The sequence below is a fragment of the Nonomuraea sp. NPDC050153 genome (assembly GCF_044460125.1).
GTDB lineage: Bacteria > Actinomycetota > Actinomycetes > Streptosporangiales > Streptosporangiaceae > Nonomuraea.
The window spans coordinates 280,874-296,660 of the sequence record NZ_JBITJQ010000005.1; the positions used below are offsets into that span (position 1 = coordinate 280,874).

The following is a 15,787-nucleotide window of genomic DNA, read 5'->3' on the forward strand; positions in this document are numbered from 1 at the left end:
AAACCGCCAGAACCGCCTCCCGGCCGCAAGGGCGGCGGCCCCGCGGTGATCAAGGGTCCACCATAGGGGACCGCCTGCGGAAACGCCGGGGAACACGGGGATCGGCGGCCAGCCCCCCGCATCCGTGGATCAAGGTAACAACTTGCAGAAACCTTACGTACCCATCTTTCAAGGAGCGTCACGTCGGCGTAACGTCCGGCGTGTTCCACCCCCTCGAACTCGTGAGGAGAAGGACATGCGACGACTTTTACCCGCCGCGGCCGTCGTTGCGGCACTGGCTCTGGCGGTCTCCGCCTGCGGCGGTGGGAACACGGCGAGCCCCACCGCGACCGTCTCCGACCCGTCGAAGGTCAGCGGCGAGATCACGTGGTGGGACACGACCCGGCCGGACAGCGAGGGGCCGACGTTCCAGGCGTTGATCAAGGAGTTCGAGGCGAAGTATCCGCAGGTCAAGGTCAAATACGTGAACGTGCCCTCCGACCAGGCGCAGGGGCAGTTCCAGACCGCCGCGCAGGCGGGGGCGGGCGCGCCGGACGTGATCCGCTCGGAGGTGGCCTGGACCTCGCAGTTCGCGTCGCTGGGCTATCTGCAGCCGCTGGACGGCACGCGGGCGGTGGACAACGAGGCCGACTTCCTGCCTGGGCCGCTGAGCAGCACCGAGTACAACGGCAAGACGTACGCGGTGCCGCAGGTCACCGACACCCTGGCGCTGCTCTACAACAAGCGGCTGCTGAAGGAGGCCGGGCACGAGGAGGCGCCGAAGACGATCGCCGAGCTGAAGCAGACCGCGCTCGACGTCAAGGCCAAGACCGGCGCCGAGGGGCTGGCGCTCAACGTCGACTCCTACTTCCTGCTGCCGTTCATCTACGGCGAGGGCGGCGACCTCCTGGACGTGGCCAACAAGAAGATCGTGGTGAACTCGCCGGCGAACGTGCGGGCGATCCAGACCGTGGCCGACCTGATCAGCTCGGGCGCCGCGCCCAAGCCCGCCACGACGGAGAGCTACGCCAACGCGATGACCGCCCTCAAGGAGGGCAAGGCGGCGATGATCTACAACGGGCCGTGGTCGCTGTCGGAGATCTACCAGGGCAAGGAGTTCAAGGACAAGAAGAACCTGGGCATCGCGCCGGTCCCGGCCGGCTCGGTCAAGGCCGGCGCGCCCACGGGCGGCTGGAACCTGGCCATCTACGCGGGCTCCAAGAACATCCCGGCGGCCTACGAGTTCGTCCGCTTCATGACCACCGTGGAGGCCCAGGCGAAGATCGCCAAGGAGATCAGCCTGCTGCCGACCCGTACCTCCGCGTACGCCAGCCCCGACGTGCAGGGCAACTCCGACGTCGTGGTCTTCAAGCCCATCATGGACACCGCCGTGCCGCGGCCGTGGATCCCCGAGGGCGGGCAGCTGTTCCAGCCGCTGCTGGAGGGCTACCAGTCGCTGGTCGGCGGCAAGGCCGCGCCCGCGGACATGCTCAAGAAGGTCGACGAGCAGTACCGCGGGATCATGAAGGACTGGAGCTGACCGGTGGCGGTCTCGACCGGACGGGTGGCGGCCGCGGGTGAGAGGGCTCGCGGCCGCCACGACAGACCTGGGCGGTTGCGGCGCGCGCTGTCGGCCCACTGGTACGCGTGGGCGATGATCGCGCCGGTGGTCGTCGTGATGGCGGTGCTGATCGGCTGGCCGCTGGCGCGCGGGGTGTACCTGTCGCTGACGGACGCCACCGAGGCGAACATCGGCCGGACTATCGGGGTGAACGTCATCCCGGCCACCTACGAGTTCGTCGGCCTGGACAACTATGTGCAGATCCTGACCTCCGGCCTGTTCTGGGACAAGCTTGTCTGGACCGTCGTGTGGACGGTGGTCTGCGTGGCCCTGCACTACGGCATCGGCCTCGGCCTGGCCGTGATGCTCAACCGCAGGCTCCGCTTCCGCTCGGTCTACCGCGTGCTGCTGATCCTGCCCTGGGCGGTGCCCGCCTTCGTGGCCGCCTTCATCTGGCGCTACCTGTACAACAGCGACTACGGCGTGATCAACGGCTTCTTGAAGGCGGCCGGGCTGTCCGGGGTCGGCTGGCTGGACGACCCGACCACGGCCAAGATCGCGGTGATCGCCGTGAACGTGTGGATCGGGGTGCCGTTCATGATGGTCGCCATGCTCGGCGGCCTGCAGTCGATCCCGGCCGAGCTGTACGAGGCGGCCGAGGTGGACGGGGCGAACCCGTGGCAGCGGTTCAGGGCCATCACGCTGCCCGGACTGCGCCAGGTGTCGTCCACGGTGGTCCTGCTCGGCACGATCTGGACGTTCAACATGTTCCCGATCATCTTCCTGGTGACGCGGGGCGGCCCCGGCAGCGAGACCGAGATCCTGGTCACCTACGCCTTCCGCGAGGCCTTCACCGGCGTGCGGAACTACGCGGGCTCGGCCGCCTGGGGCGTGATCATCCTCCTCATGCTGGTGGTGCTGGCGATCGGCTACCGCCGCACGTTGCGCAGTCAAGGAGATCCCTGGTGAGCACGACTGGGAGCACGCCCGCGCGCACGACGGGGCGTACGGCGGGGCGTGCGGCGGGGCGCGGGCGCGGCGAGCGCGGCCCGCTGGCCTCGATCGGCCTGCACGCGGGGCTGCTGCTCGCCGTGGCCGTCTCGCTCTTCCCGGTCGTGTGGCTGGTGCTGACCTCGCTCAAGCCGCGCGACAGCTGGCTCTCGGCGGAGCTGCGGCTCTTCGACCACTCCTCGCTCGACAACTACGTCCGCGTGCTGACCGCGACCGAGTTCCCGCAGTGGCTGCTCAACAGCGTGCTCACCGCCGGCCTGACCATGCTGGCCGGGGTGTTCCTGGCGGCGACCACCGGGTACGCGGTCAGCCGGTTCCGCTTCCCCGGGCACCGCTCCGTGATGTGGCTGCTGCTGATCACCCAGATGTTCCCGGTCGCCATCCTCATCGTGCCGCTCTACAACCTGATGGCCGGGCTGGGCCTGCTCAACCAGATCCCCGGGCTGGTGATCGCGTACATGACGATCTCGGTGCCGTTCTGCGCCTGGATGATGAAGAGCTACTTCGACACCGTGCCGGTGGAGATCGACCAGGCCGCGATGGTGGACGGGCTGACCCCGTTCGGCACGTTCTGGCGCGTGGTGCTGCCGCTGGCGCGGCCCGGGATCGCGGTGACCGCGTTCTACTGCTTCATGACCGCCTGGGGCGAGGTCGGCTACGCCACGGTGTTCATGTCGCAGGAGGACAAGCGCACGCTGGGCGTCGGGCTGCAGCAGTTCGTCGGCCAGCACTGGTCCGACTGGGGGCTGATGACGGCCTCGGCCGTGCTCATCGCGATCCCGGCGGGCGTCGTCTTCCTCCTGGTCCAGCGCCACCTCATCACCGGCCTCACGGCCGGCGCCACGAAGTCCTGAACCCTGGCCTGAATCTTTCGCATAGTGGCTCACCGGCCACTCGCGGAAGCATGGCCGCGCGGACAAAAATTGCAGACGCCGCATAAACGCGGACGCACTGCAATGGAGGGTTTGGACATGCCTGTAGGGCTTCTCGCCCTGGCACTCGGGGGCTTCGGCATCGGGCTCACCGAGTTCGGGATCATCGGACTGCTGCCGCAGGTCGCGGCGGACTTCGGCGTCAGCGAGCCGGTCGCCGGATATCTGGTCTCGGGTTACGCGCTGAGCGTGGCGGCCGGCGCCGTCGCGCTGACCGCGGCGATTGCCCGGTTCGACCGCAAGAAGGTGCTGCTGGCGCTGATGGTGCTGTTCATCGCGGGCAACCTGATCTCCGCGGTCGCGCCGGCCTACTCGGTGCTGATGACGGGCCGGGTCGTCGCGGCGCTGTGCCACGGCGCGTTCTTCGGCGTCGGCTCGGTGGTCGCCGCCGACATGGTCGCGCCGAACCGGCGGGCCGGCGCCATCTCGCTGATGTTCGCCGGGCTGACCGCGGCCAACGTGCTCGGGGTTCCGCTGGGCACGCTGCTCGGGCAGCAGCTCGGCTGGCGCTCGACGTTCTGGGCGATCACGATCATCGGCGTGGTCGCGCTGGCCGGGATCCGGCTGCTGGTGCCGCCGACGCCGGCGCCGGCCGGGACGAGCCTGCGCGGCGAGCTGGCCGCGTTCCGCCGGCCGCAGGTGTGGGTCTCCGCCGCGGTCACCGTGCTCGCCTTCGGCGGCATGTTCGGCGCGTTCACCTACATCGCGTTCACGCTCACCGAGGTCAGCGGGTTCGCCTCCGCCACGGTGCCCTGGCTGCTGGTGCTGTTCGGGGCCGGCACGTTCGCGGGCAACTTCCTCGGCGGCAAGTTCGCCGACCGGGCGCTGAACGCGTCGCTGATCGCGATCCTGGCGCTGCTCACCGCCGTGCTCGCGGTGTTCGCGCTGACCGCGCAGAGCAAGGTCATGACGGTCGTCTCGCTGCTGCTGATGGGCGCGGTCGGCCTGGCCACCGCGCCCGGACTGCAGCTGCGGATCATGCGGTACGCCCAGGACGCGCCCACGCTGGCCTCCGGCGCCAACATCGCGGCCTTCAACGTCGGCAACGCGCTGGGCGCCTGGCTGAGCGGGCTGGCCCTCGGGGCGGGGTTCGGGTTCGTCTCGCCGCTCTGGGTCGGCGCCGGGGTCACCCTCGCCGGCCTCGCCGTCCTGGCGGCCGGCTCGGCCCTGCCGAACCGCCGCACGCCACACACCACCGAACCGGGAGCACCGAACCACCACACGCCGCACACCACCGAATCGGGAGTGCCGGACCACTAGACGCCGCACGCCGCCGGATCGGGAGGAGCCGCCCGACACGTCGGTGTCGGGCGGGTGGTGGGCTACGGGCGGGTGGCCGCGGCCAGCCTGACGCCGAGGGCGACGAGGGCGACGCCCGTCAGGCCGTCCACGGCCCGGCGGACGACCGGCCGGGCGAACAGCCGGCGCAGCGTGCCCACCACGTTGGCCACCACCAGGAACCACGCGACCGTCCCCACCAGGGCGATCACCGACAGGAGCAGGGTCTCCCCCACCGGGGCCCCCGAGCTGACGAACTGCGGCACCAGGGCCACGAAGAACAGCGCCGCCTTAGGGTTGAGCACGTTGGTCAGCAGGCCCTCCGCGAACGCGGCCCCGGTGCTGCGCCGCCCCGGGTCGGGCAGGTCCAGCTCCAGCGCCCCGCCCGTGCGCAGGGCGGAGCGCAGCGCCTTGGCCCCGAGGTAGAGCAGGTACGCCGCCCCGGCCACCTTCACCACGGTGAAAGCCGTCGCCGAGGCCGCCAGCAACGCGGCGACGCCGGTGGCCGCGGCGACCACCCACACGAAGACGCCGACGGCGATGCCCATCGCGGCCGCCATGCCGTGCAGGCGCCCGGAGACGGCGGAGCGGCGGACGACGACCGCGAAGTCGGGGCCGGGCGACATCGCCCCGAGCAGCACGAGCACCCCGAAGCCCACGAACTGCGTCGTGAAGGTCATGGCGTCCACCTTACGAGGACTCGCCCCTCGGGGATCAAGGCCGACCGCTCCCATGTCCAGGTCGGCACGGTGATCATCTCGGCGGGGCCGCCGAGGGCGACGGGCGTGTCCAGGAGGGCGGAGTGCGGGGTGAGCCGCAGGCCGCCCTCGGGGATGACGACGGTCTCCAGCGGCGTGCGCAGGCTCGGGCCGTCCGGCTCGTCCAGGTCGCTGCTCACCCAGGTGTCCTCACCGGCGAAGGCCGTGAACGCCAGCGCGCCGCCGGGCGCGGCGCCGGAGTGGCGCAGCGTCCCGGCGGGCAGCCAGCCGTGCCGGCCGGCCTCGTACGTGATGCCGGAGACGCGCAGCTCGCCCTCCAGCACCACGAACTCCTCCCCCGCCAGGTAGTGGCCGTGCTCGGGCCGGGCCCAGCCGGGCGGGAAGCGGACGAGCGAGGACAGGCCGTCCAGCCGGGTCTGGCGCACCGGCAGGTTGGCCCCCGGGATCAGGAAGTCTCGGGTGGGCAGGTCCGCGTCGAGCAGGTCGACCAGCACGTCAGCGCCCGCGTCGCCGCTTCTTGAGGATGGAGCGGAGGGTCAGCGCCACCACGATCAGCACGATCTGGCCGCCGAGCACGATGCGGTTGACGTCGACGGCGGGCCGCCAGCTGACCTCACCGTCCTTCAGCACGAAAACCCCCGCGGGCGTGGCGCCGAAGCCGACGCCCATGCCGCTGCCCCCGCCCTCCTCGCCCTTCTCCCCTTTGCCCCGGCCCTCCCCGCCGCCGCCCCCTTGGGCGACCCGGGCGACCGGGATGACGACGACGTCGCCCTGCCGGACGGGCTCGCCGAAGACGCGCTTGACGGTCGCGGCGTCGGTCGCCTGCTCCACCACCTTCATGATGTCCATACCACCATCGTTCACCACGGATCGCCCGGCTGACCACCGGCGTCCCGTATGCGTCAGTCGAACGTCGTCGAGATCTCGTGCCAGCCGCCCGGCGCGATCTTCTCGGCCGGCTCCGGCCCCCAGGACCCCTGCTCGTACGGCAGCGGCCGCTCCGGCAGGTCGAGCACCCGCTGGACGATCCGCCACGACTCCTCCACCAGGTCGAACCTGGCGAACCGCCGCGGGTCGCCGCTGACGGCGTCGGCCAGGACGCGCTCGTAGGCGGCCTCCATCGGCCCGAGCACCTTGGTGAAGTCGACGCTGACCGGCACCGGCCTGGTGTGCTGCCTGCCCGGCTCCTTGGCCAGCAGGTCGAAGGTGACCCCGGCGTCCGGCTGGAGCCGGAACCTGATGAGGTTGGGGCCGGGCGGCGCGTCGCCGCCGCGGAACATCGTCACCGGCGGCCTGCGCAGCTCGGCGACGACCTCCAGGTCGGTGGTCGGCAGCGCCTTGCCGGAGCGGACGCACCACGGCACGCCGGCCCAGCGCCAGTTGTCGATGTAGGCGCGCAGCGCGACGAACGTCTCGGTGGTGGAGCCGGGGCGCACGCCGTCGGTGTCGAGGTAGCCGGAGTATTGGCCGCGTACGACGTCGGCGGGGTCGATGGCCTGCACGGCGCGCAGCACCCGCCACTTCTCGTCGAGCTGGGCGCGGGCGTCGGTGGACGGCGGCGGGTCCATGGCGAGGATGGCCAGCAGCTGCAGCAGGTGATTCTGCACCACGTCGCGGACCGTGCCGTTGGCGTCGTAGAAGGCGCCGCGGTCGCGCACGTCGAAGTCCTCGGCCATGGTGATCTGGACGCTGCGGATGTGGTTGCGGTTCCAGATGGGCTCCAGCAGCGTGTTGGCGAACCGGAACACCATGAGGTCCTCGACCGGCTCCTTGGCCAGGAAGTGGTCGACGCGCCGCACGTGGTCCTCGTCGAAGTGCTTGAACAGCTCCTCGTTGAGCTCGCGGGCCGAGGCGAGGTCGTGGCCGAACGGCTTCTCCACCACGAGCCGGGCGTCGTGGTTGAGCCCGGCCCCGGCCAGCCCCTCGGCGACCGTGGCGAACAGCGACGGCGGCACCGCGAGGTAGTGGACGAGGAAGCCCTTGCCCGCCACCTCCTCGCCGAGCCTGGCGAACGTCTCGGGGTCGCGGTAGTCGCCCGCGACCAGCCGCAGGTTTCCGGCGAGCTTGTCGAAGGCCGCGTCGCGCACGCCGCCGACGGCCTCGCGGGCGTGCTCGCGCAGCCCGTCGAGGTCGAGGTCGGTCTTGGCCACGCCGATGACGGGCAGGTCGAGCCGGCTGTCGGCGGTCAGGCGGTAGAGCGCGGGCAGGATCATCTTGCGCGCGAGGTCGCCGGTGACGCCGAACAGCACCAGCGCCCCGGCCTTCTCCGCGCCCCGCCCGTGCCCGGTCCCGGACGCGTGACGCATGTCAGACACGCCTTCCGCGCAGCTCGCGGTATTTCCGGACGAGCTGTTCGGTGGAGGCGTCGGGCAGCTCTGCGGGCGGCTCCTCGGAGGTGAGCGCGGGCGCCAGGTCGAGCGCCATCTTCTTGCCCAGCTCGACGCCCCACTGGTCGAAGGAGTCGATCCCCCAGATCGTGCCCTCGACGAACACGAGGTGCTCGTAGAGCGCGACGAGCTGGCCCAGGGTCGAGGGGGTCAGCTTGGGCGCGAGGATCGTGGAGGTGGGCCGGTTGCCGGGCATCACCTTGTGCGGCACGACCTCGGGCGGCGTGCCCTCAGCGGCGATCTCCTCGGCCGTCTTGCCGAACGCCAGTGCCGAGGTCTGGGCGAAGAGGTTGGCGGTGAGCTGGTCGTGCATGCCCTCGCGGTCCTCGAACGGCTCGGCGAAGCCGATGAAGTCGGCGGGCACCAGCCGGGTGCCCTGGTGGAGGAGCTGGTAGAAGGCGTGCTGCCCGTTGGTGCCGGGCTCGCCCCAGAAGATCTCGCCGGTCGCGGCCGGGACGGGGGTGCCGTCGGCGCGCACGGACTTGCCGTTGGACTCCATCGTGAGCTGCTGCAGGTAGGCGGGGAAGCGGTGCAGCCGCTGGCTGTAGGGCAGCACGGCGCGGGTCTCGGCGCCGAAGAAGTCGTCGTACCAGATCCCGAGCAGGCCCATCAGGACCGGCATGTTGGCCTCGAACGGGGCTGTGCGGAAGTGCTCGTCGATGGCGTGGAAGCCGGCCAGCATCTCGCGGAAGCGCTCGGGCCCGATCGCGATCATCAGGGACAGGCCGATGGCGCCGTCGTAGGAGTAGCGCCCGCCGACCCAGTCCCAGAAGCCGAACATGTTGTCGGTGTCGATGCCGAACTCGGCGACCTTGGCGGCGTTGGTGGAGACGGCCACGAAGTGCTTGGACACCGCGTCCTCGCCCAGCGCCTCGACCAGCCAGCGGCGGGCGACGCGGGCGTTGGTGAGCGTCTCGAGCGTGGTGAAGGTCTTGGAGCTGACCACGAACAGCGTGGTCGCGGGGTCGAGGCCGGCGAGGTTGCCGGTGATGTCGGCCGGGTCGATGTTGGAGACGAACCTGGCCTGCACGCCCGCGTCGGCGTAGTCGCGCAGCGCCTCGTAGGCCATGGCGGGGCCGAGGTCGGAGCCGCCGATGCCGATATTGACCACGGTCTCGATCGGCTTGCCGGTGGCGCCCTTCCACTCCTTGGACCTGACCCGGTCGGCGAAGGCGCCCATCTCGCCGAGCACGGCGTGCACGTCGGCGACCACGTCCTGCCCGTCCACGACCAGCTCGGCGGCACGCGGCAGGCGGAGCGCGACGTGCAGGACGGCGCGGTCCTCGCTGACGTTGATGTGCTCGCCGCCGAACATGGCGGAGATCCGCTCGCGCAGCCCCGCCCGCTCGGCCAGGGCCACCAGCAGGTCGATCGTCTCGCCGGTGGCGCGGTGCTTGGCGTAGTCGAGGAACAGGTCGCCGGCGGTCACGGTCATGCGCCCGGCCCGGCCCGGGTCCTCCGCGAACAGCTCGCGCAGGTGCCTGCCCGCCAGCTCCTCATGGTGCTTGCCGAGAGCCGCCCACTCCTGGCTCTGGGTGATGTCGCCGTTCACGCTTCCTCCTCGTGTCGCCAAACCGGATCACCATCGTGCCGTAACCCATTACCCACCGAGATTGATTCCGCGCACGGCGGAGGGGAGTCTTTAGACCCTCAGTGGGATTCGCGGCCGACGACGTCGCCGCTGGAGCCGATGAGGAAGTCGAGGTCGGCGCCGCGGTCGGCCTGGGTGACGTGCTCGACGTAGAGGCGCTCCCACCCGCGTACGGGCTGCGCGTGCCCGATCGTCACGGGCTGCCTGGCGGCCAGCTCGGCGTCGGGGATGTCCACGTCGAGCCGCCGGGCTGCCACGTCGAGGACGATCGGGTCGCCGGTGCGCACCCTCGCCAGCGGGCCGCCGGCCGCCGCCTCGGGCGCGGTGTGCAGGACGACCGTGCCGTAGGCGGTGCCGCTCATGCGGGCGTCGCTGACGCGCACCATGTCGCGCACGCCCTTCTCCAGCAGCCTGGCGGGCAGCGGCAGGTTGCCCACCTCGGGCATGCCGGGGTAGCCCTTGGGGCCGCAGCCGCGCAGCACGAGCACCGAGGTCTCGTCGATGTCCAGGTCGGGCGAGTCGAGGCGGGCGTACACGTCCTCGATGCTGTCGAAGACGACGGCCCGGCCGCGGTGGCGCAGCAGCTCGGGCGAGGCGGCGGCGGGCTTGATCACCGCGCCGCCGGGGGCGAGGTTGCCGCGCAGGACGGCGATGCCGGCGTCGGGCAGCAGCGGGTCGGAGCGGCGCCTGATGACGCTCTCGTCCCAGATCTCCGCCTCCGCCAGGTGCCCGGCGAGGGGGCGGCCGGTGACGGTGATCGCCTCCGGGTCGAGCAGGTCCTCGACCTCCTTGAGCACGGCGGCCAGGCCGCCCGCCCTGAACAGGTCGTCCATCAGGTGGCGCCCGGCGGGCTGGAGGTCCACGAGCAGCGGCACCCCGGAGCCGGTGCGGTCGAAGTCGTCCAGGGAGAGGTCCACGCCGAGCCGGCCCGCGACGGCCAGCAGGTGGACGACGGCGTTGGTGGAGCCGCCGACGGCGGCCAGGGTCACGATGGCGTTGAGGAACGAGCCCCTGGTCATGACCTGGCTCGGGCGGCGGTCGTGCCGGACGAGGTCCACGGCCAGGCGGCCGGTCTCGTGGGAGCGTTCGAGCAGGCGGCTGTCGGGGGCGGGGATGCCCGCGGTGCCGGGGATCGTCATGCCGAGGGCCTCGGCCATGCAGGCCATGGTGGAGGCGGTGCCCATGGTGTTGCAGTGACCGCGGCTGCGGATCATGGACGACTCGGAGCGCAGGAACGCCTCGCGCGAGAGCGTGCCCGCGCGCACCTCCTCACTGAGGCGCCACACGTCGGTGCCGCAGCCGAGCGGCGCGCCGCGGAAGTGCCCCGTCAGCATGGGGCCGCCGGGCATCACGACGGCGGGCAGGTTCACGGAGGCGGCGGCCATGAGCAGCGACGGGATGGTCTTGTCGCACCCGCCGAGCAGCACCACGCCGTCGATGGGGTTGGCGCGCAGCATCTCCTCGGTGGCCATGGCGGCCAGGTTGCGCCAGAGCATGGCGGTGGGGCGCACGTTCGTCTCGCCCAGGGAGACGACCGGCAGGTTGAGCGGCACGCCGCCGGCCTCCCAGACGCCGTTCGCGACGCTCTCGGCCACCTCGTTGAGGTGGGAGTTGCAGGGGGTGAGGTCTGAGGCGGTGTTGGCGATCGCGATGTGCGGTTTGCCGCCCTCGAACGCCTCACGTGGCAGGCCACGCCGCATCCACGCCCGGTGGATGTAGGAGTTTCGGTCGTTCCCCGAGTACCAGCGCGAACTCCTCAATGCCATATTCGGCACTTTATCCGTCATATCGGGGATTCAGCATCTTCTGTGGAGGAAGCAGCAGGGGATGGACCATATCGACGCGTACTGGCGGGCGGCGAACTACCTGTCCGTCGGTCAGATCTATCTGCTGGACAATCCGCTGCTGAGCGAGCCGCTGCGGCCCGAGCACATCAAGCCGCGCCTGCTCGGCCACTGGGGCACCACGCCGGGGCTGAACTTCTGCTTCGCCCACCTCAACCGGGTGATCAGGGAGCGGGACCAGGACATGATCTACATCGCGGGTCCCGGGCACGGCGGCCCCGCCGCGGTGGCGCACGCCTGGCTGGAGGGCACGTACTCCGAGCGCTTTCCGGACCTCTCGCAGGACGCGGAGGGCATGCGGCGGCTGTTCCGCCAGTTCTCCTTCCCCGGCGGGATCCCGAGCCACGTGGCGCCCGAGACCCCTGGCTCGATCCACGAGGGCGGGGAGCTGGGCTATTCGCTCGCGCACGCGTACGGGGCCGCCTTCGACAACCCGGACCTGGTCGTGGCCTGCGTCGTCGGCGACGGCGAGGCCGAGACGGGCCCGCTCGCGACGAGCTGGCACTCCAACAAGTTCACGGACCGCGACCGTGACGGCATCGTGCTGCCCATCCTGCACCTGAACGGCTACAAGATCGCCAACCCGGCCGTGCTCGCCCGCATCCCCGAGGCCGAGCTGTTCAAGCTCATCGAGGGCTACGGCTACCGCCCGCACCTGGTGGGGCCCGACCACGAGGAGATGGCCCGCGCGCTGGACACCGCCTTCGACCAGATGGCCGCGTACAAACAGGGCGGGGCCGACCGGCTGCCGATGATCGTCCTGCGGACGCCGAAGGGGTGGACGGGGCCGCGCGAGGTGGACGGCAGGCAGGTCGAGGGCACCTGGCGGGCGCACCAGGTGCCGCTGGCCAACGTCCGCGAGAACGCCGCCCATCTGGCCATGCTGGAGGGGTGGATGCGCTCGTACCGGCCGGAGGAGCTGTTCGACTCCGGCGGCAGGCCGGTGCGGGAGATCCTGGAGACCGTGCCGCGCGGCACGCGCCGGATGAGCGCCAACCCGCACGCCAACGGCGGCGAGCTGCTGGAGCCGCTGCGGCTGCCGGACTTCCGGCGGCTCGCGGTCGAGGTCAAGTCGCCCGCCACGCAGACGAGCGAGCCGACGCGGGTGCTCGGCGGGTTCCTGCGCGACGTGATCGCCGCCAACCCCCGGACGTTCCGGCTGATGGGACCGGACGAGACCGCCTCGAACCGGCTGTCGGCGGTGTTCGAGGCCACGGACCGGGCGTGGAACGCCGAGACGCTGCCGACGGACGAGCACCTGGCCCCCGGCGGCCGGGTGATGGAGGTGCTGAGCGAGCACCTGTGCCAGGGTTGGCTGGAGGGCTACCTGCTGACCGGCAGGCACGGGCTGTTCAACTGCTACGAGGCGTTCATCCACATCATCGACGCCATGTTCAACCAGCACGCGAAGTGGCTGGAGTCCGCGCAGAAGATCCCCTGGCGGCGGCCCGTCGCCTCGCTCAACTACCTGCTGTCCTCGCACGTGTGGCGCCAGGACCACAACGGCTTCAGCCACCAGGACCCGGGCTTCCTCGACGTCGTGATCAACAAGAAGGCGTCCGTGGTGCGGGTCTACCTGCCGCCGGACGCCAACACGCTGCTGTCGGTCGCCGACCACTGCCTGCGCTCGCGCGACTACGTCAACGTGATCGTGGCGGGCAAGCAGCCGGTGCTGGACCTGTTCACGATGGAGGAGGCCGTCGCGCACAACACGCGCGGCCTGGGCATCCTGCCGTGGGCCTCCACCGACGAGGGCGCCGAGCCGGACGTGGTGCTGGCCTGCGCGGGCGACGTGCCCACCCAGGAGACGCTCGCCGCCGCCGCGATCCTGCGCGAGCACCTGCCCGAGCTGAAGGTACGCGTCGTCAACGTGGTGGACCTCATGCGCCTCCAGCCGCCCTCGGAGCACCCGCACGGCATGACGGACGCCGAGTTCGACGCCCTGTTCACCACGGACAAGCCGGTCGTCTTCGACTTCCACGGCTACCCGTCGCTCATCCACCGGCTCACCTACCGCCGCCGCGGCCACGACAACATCCACGTGCGGGGCTACAAGGAGGAGGGCACCACGACGACGCCGTTCGACATGGCCATGATGAACGACATCGACCGCTTCCACCTGGTCATGGACGTCATCGACCGGGTGCCGGGGCTCGGCACCACGGCGGCGCACCTGCGCCAGCGCATGAGCGACGAACGGCTGCGGGCCCGCGCCCACACACGCGAGCACGGCGAGGACACCCCGGAGATCAGGTCGTGGACGTGGCCGGGCGCATCCTCGTACTGAACACGGGCTCGTCGTCCATCAAGTACGAGCTCGTGGACGTCCGCACCCGCGAGCGCCCGGCCAGGGGGCTGGTGGAGCGCGTCGGCGAGGAGCGCGGGCGGCTGACGCACCACGCCGGGGACGGGCCGCCGCACGTGCGGGAGGGGCCGTTCCCCGACCACGAGGCGGGGCTGGCCGCGGTCATGGAGGCGTTCGGGGCGGCGGGGCCGGAGCTGGACCCGGTCGCGGTCGGGCATCGCGTCGTGCACGGCGGGACCCGGTTCGGCGAGGCGGTGCTCGTCGACGACGCCGTGATCAAGGCGATCGAGGAGCTGGCGCCGCTCGCGCCCCTGCACAACCCGGTCAACCTCGCCGGGATCCGGGTGGCGCGCGGCGCCTTCCCGGGGGTGCCACAGGTGGCGGTGTTCGACACGGCGTTCCAGCTGGGGCTGCCGCCCGAGGCGTACACGTACGCGGTGCCGCGCGAGTGGCGCGAGCGGCTCGGCGTGCGGCGCTTCGGCTTCCACGGCACCTCCTGCGCGTACGTCTCCCGCCGCGCCGCCGCCTTCCTCGGCCGCGACCCGGCCACGCTCGGCCTCATCGTGCTGCACCTGGGCAACGGCGCCAGCGCGACCGCGATCTCCGGCGGGCGCAGCGTCGACACCTCCATGGGCCTGACGCCCCTGGAGGGGCTGGTCATGGGCACCCGCTCGGGCGACGTCGACCCCGCGCTGGCCGGCTACCTGGCGCGGGTGGCCGGGATGGACGCGCGGCAGGTGGAGAGCGGGCTCGACCGCCACGGCGGCCTGCTGGCGCTCGCCGGGACCGGCGACATGCGCGAAGTACGCGCCCGCGACGACCCCGAGGCCCGGCTGGCCCTGGCGGTCTACACGCGGCGCGTCCGCAAGTACGTCGGCGCCTACTACGCGCTGCTCGGGCGGGTGGACGCGATCGTGTTCACCGGCGGGGTCGGGGAGCACGACGCCGCCACCCGCGCCGAGTCCCTGGCCGGGCTCGACCGGCTCGGCGTCACCGTGGACCCCGCGCTCAACCGGGCCGAGTCGGCGCAGGAGCGGGCGGTCTCGCCGCCGGGCGCGGAGGTGGCCGTGCTCGTCATCCCGACGGACGAGGAATGGGAGATCGCCCGCCAGGCGCTCGCGCTGATCGGCCGGGGGTCATGACGTGTGGCGCGGCACGGCCGGCACCCAGAAGTCCACCGTCGTGCCCATGCCGGGCGCGCCGCGGATGCTCCACCAGCCGCCCGCCGTCTCGGCCCGCTCGCGCATCTCGATCAGCCCGAAGTGGCCGTGGCGGCCGTCCTCTCGGGTGATCCCGACCCCGTCGTCGCGCACGCGGACGTGGACGCCGCCGTCGAGCGAGGCCAGCTCCACGGCGACCGCGACGGCCCCGGCGTGCTTGCGGACGTTCGTGAGGGCCTCCTGGCAGATACGGTAGACGGTGATCGCGCTCTCGTGGGGCGGCTCGCCGTCCAGGTGGTTCACCAGCTCGTACGCCACTCCCGCCATCTCCCGCTCCAGGTAGGCGGTGAGCCCTTCCACCAGCCCGTCACCGGGCGGGCGTAAGCGGAAGGTCAGGTCGCGCAGGCGCCCGACGGCGGCCTCGACCGCCTCGCCGAGCGCGCCGACCCCGGTCACGTGCTCCTCGGGCAGGCCCTCCCCCAGCGCCCGCAGCCGCATCCCGACGGCGATCATGGACTGGATGGTGTCGTCGTGCACGTCGGAGGCGATGCGGCGGCGCTCGCGCTCCTGGGCCTGGACCAGGTGGGCGAGCAGCAGTCCGCGCTCGTCCAGCGCCCTGGCCATGCTGCGCCGCTCGGTCAGATCACGCGTCACCTTGCCGAACCCGCGCAGCTCGCCGCTTTCGCCACGCAGGGCGGTGATGACCACGCTGGCCCAGAACCTGGTGCCGTCCTTGCGGACCCGCCACCCCTCCTCCTCCCAGCGGCCGTCGGCGGCGGCCGCCTCCAGCTCCATGGCCGGCTTGCCGGCCGCCACGGCCTCGGGCGGGTAGAAGACGGAGAAGTGGGTGCCGGTGATCTCGTCGGCGGTGTAGCCCTTGATTCGCTGGGCTCCGGCGTTCCAGCTGGCGATCCTGCCGCGGGGGTCGAGCATGAAGATGGCGTAATCGCGGATGCTCTGGACGAGCAACTCCATATCCGCCTGCGGGAGGTCATCCACGGCCATACCGCAGCTTTTCAC

General features: G+C 71.6%; 13 protein-coding genes. 6 read left to right on the forward strand and 7 right to left on the reverse strand.

What is annotated here, in order from left to right; all coding sequences use genetic code 11:
- Positions 1 to 235: 235 nt before the first annotated feature.
- From ACIBQ1_RS16135 to ACIBQ1_RS16150, 4 genes are all read left to right on the forward strand, one after another.
- The gene (locus ACIBQ1_RS16135) at positions 236 to 1,519 is read left to right on the forward strand and encodes an extracellular solute-binding protein (protein WP_397278103.1); all 1,284 of its coding nucleotides are present in this window, start codon (positions 236 to 238) and stop codon (positions 1,517 to 1,519) included.
- Between the two features lie 3 nt (positions 1,520 to 1,522).
- Positions 1,523 to 2,509, forward strand: a complete 987-nt coding sequence (locus ACIBQ1_RS16140; protein ID WP_397278105.1) for a carbohydrate ABC transporter permease — start codon at positions 1,523 to 1,525, stop codon at positions 2,507 to 2,509.
- Positions 2,506 to 3,405 carry a sugar ABC transporter permease gene (locus ACIBQ1_RS16145; RefSeq protein WP_397278107.1) on the forward strand — a complete coding sequence of 300 codons (900 nt, stop codon included), beginning with the start codon at positions 2,506 to 2,508 and terminating at the stop codon, positions 3,403 to 3,405. The genes ACIBQ1_RS16140 and ACIBQ1_RS16145 overlap by 4 nt, the downstream gene beginning before the upstream one ends.
- Positions 3,406 to 3,522: 117 nt before the next feature.
- Positions 3,523 to 4,743, forward strand: a complete 1,221-nt coding sequence (locus ACIBQ1_RS16150) for an MFS transporter (protein ID WP_397278109.1) — start codon at positions 3,523 to 3,525, stop codon at positions 4,741 to 4,743.
- 62 nt (positions 4,744 to 4,805) lie between these two features.
- On the opposite strand, the gene ACIBQ1_RS16155 is transcribed toward ACIBQ1_RS16150, so the two are convergent.
- The 6 genes from ACIBQ1_RS16155 to ACIBQ1_RS16180 form a co-directional block, all read right to left on the reverse strand.
- Positions 4,806 to 5,441 carry a LysE family translocator gene (locus ACIBQ1_RS16155; RefSeq protein WP_397278111.1) on the reverse strand — a complete coding sequence of 212 codons (636 nt, stop codon included), beginning with the start codon at positions 5,439 to 5,441 and terminating at the stop codon, positions 4,806 to 4,808.
- A complete protein-coding gene (locus ACIBQ1_RS16160; protein ID WP_397278113.1) occupies positions 5,438 to 5,974 on the reverse strand; it encodes a hypothetical protein in 537 nt (178 codons plus the stop codon). The genes ACIBQ1_RS16155 and ACIBQ1_RS16160 overlap by 4 nt, the downstream gene beginning before the upstream one ends.
- A gap of 1 nt (position 5,975) precedes the next feature.
- Positions 5,976 to 6,329 (reverse strand): spore germination protein GerW family protein, encoded by a 354-nt coding sequence (locus ACIBQ1_RS16165; RefSeq protein WP_397278115.1) that lies wholly within the window; start codon positions 6,327 to 6,329, stop codon positions 5,976 to 5,978.
- A gap of 53 nt (positions 6,330 to 6,382) precedes the next feature.
- Complete coding sequence (gene zwf / locus ACIBQ1_RS16170; RefSeq protein ID WP_397278117.1) at positions 6,383 to 7,786, reverse strand: glucose-6-phosphate dehydrogenase; 1,404 nt, start codon at positions 7,784 to 7,786, stop codon at positions 6,383 to 6,385.
- Between the two features lies 1 nt (position 7,787).
- The gene (gene pgi / locus ACIBQ1_RS16175; RefSeq protein ID WP_397278119.1) at positions 7,788 to 9,419 is read right to left on the reverse strand and encodes a glucose-6-phosphate isomerase; all 1,632 of its coding nucleotides are present in this window, start codon (positions 9,417 to 9,419) and stop codon (positions 7,788 to 7,790) included.
- Positions 9,420 to 9,517: 98 nt separating this feature from the next.
- Positions 9,518 to 11,224, reverse strand: a complete 1,707-nt coding sequence (locus ACIBQ1_RS16180; RefSeq protein WP_397278121.1) for an IlvD/Edd family dehydratase — start codon at positions 11,222 to 11,224, stop codon at positions 9,518 to 9,520.
- A gap of 61 nt (positions 11,225 to 11,285) precedes the next feature.
- On the opposite strand from ACIBQ1_RS16180, the gene ACIBQ1_RS16185 reads away from it, so the two are divergent.
- Together ACIBQ1_RS16185 and ACIBQ1_RS16190 are read left to right on the forward strand one after the other, a co-directional pair.
- On the forward strand, positions 11,286 to 13,589 hold the full coding sequence (locus ACIBQ1_RS16185; RefSeq protein ID WP_397278123.1) for a phosphoketolase: 2,304 nt from the start codon (positions 11,286 to 11,288) through the stop codon (positions 13,587 to 13,589).
- Entirely contained in the window at positions 13,559 to 14,749 is a 1,191-nt protein-coding gene (locus ACIBQ1_RS16190) for an acetate/propionate family kinase (RefSeq protein WP_397278125.1), read from the forward strand. The genes ACIBQ1_RS16185 and ACIBQ1_RS16190 overlap by 31 nt, the downstream gene beginning before the upstream one ends.
- Here ACIBQ1_RS16190 and ACIBQ1_RS16195 read toward each other — a convergent pair.
- Positions 14,744 to 15,772, reverse strand: coding sequence for a PAS domain S-box protein (locus ACIBQ1_RS16195; RefSeq protein ID WP_397278126.1), 1,029 nt, complete (start codon positions 15,770 to 15,772; stop codon positions 14,744 to 14,746). The two genes, ACIBQ1_RS16190 and ACIBQ1_RS16195, sit on opposite strands and share 6 nt — an antisense overlap.
- Positions 15,773 to 15,787: the final 15 nt, after the last annotated feature.

What these genes read in the sequence shown, in the direction of transcription:
- ACIBQ1_RS16150 (WP_397278109.1), top strand. Translation starts at nt 3,523, where the DNA reads ATGCCTGTAGGGCTTCTCGCCCTGGCACTCGGGGGCTTCGGCATCGGG.
- ACIBQ1_RS16185 (WP_397278123.1), top strand. Translation starts at nt 11,286, where the DNA reads ATGGACCATATCGACGCGTACTGGCGGGCGGCGAACTACCTGTCCGTC.
- ACIBQ1_RS16180 (WP_397278121.1), bottom strand. Translation starts at nt 11,224, where the DNA reads ATGGCATTGAGGAGTTCGCGCTGGTACTCGGGGAACGACCGAAACTCC.
- ACIBQ1_RS16195 (WP_397278126.1), bottom strand. Translation starts at nt 15,772, where the DNA reads ATGGCCGTGGATGACCTCCCGCAGGCGGATATGGAGTTGCTCGTCCAG.
- ACIBQ1_RS16155 (WP_397278111.1), bottom strand. Translation starts at nt 5,441, where the DNA reads ATGACCTTCACGACGCAGTTCGTGGGCTTCGGGGTGCTCGTGCTGCTC.
- zwf (WP_397278117.1), bottom strand. Translation starts at nt 7,786, where the DNA reads ATGCGTCACGCGTCCGGGACCGGGCACGGGCGGGGCGCGGAGAAGGCC.
- ACIBQ1_RS16165 (WP_397278115.1), bottom strand. Translation starts at nt 6,329, where the DNA reads ATGGACATCATGAAGGTGGTGGAGCAGGCGACCGACGCCGCGACCGTC.
- ACIBQ1_RS16135 (WP_397278103.1), top strand. Translation starts at nt 236, where the DNA reads ATGCGACGACTTTTACCCGCCGCGGCCGTCGTTGCGGCACTGGCTCTG.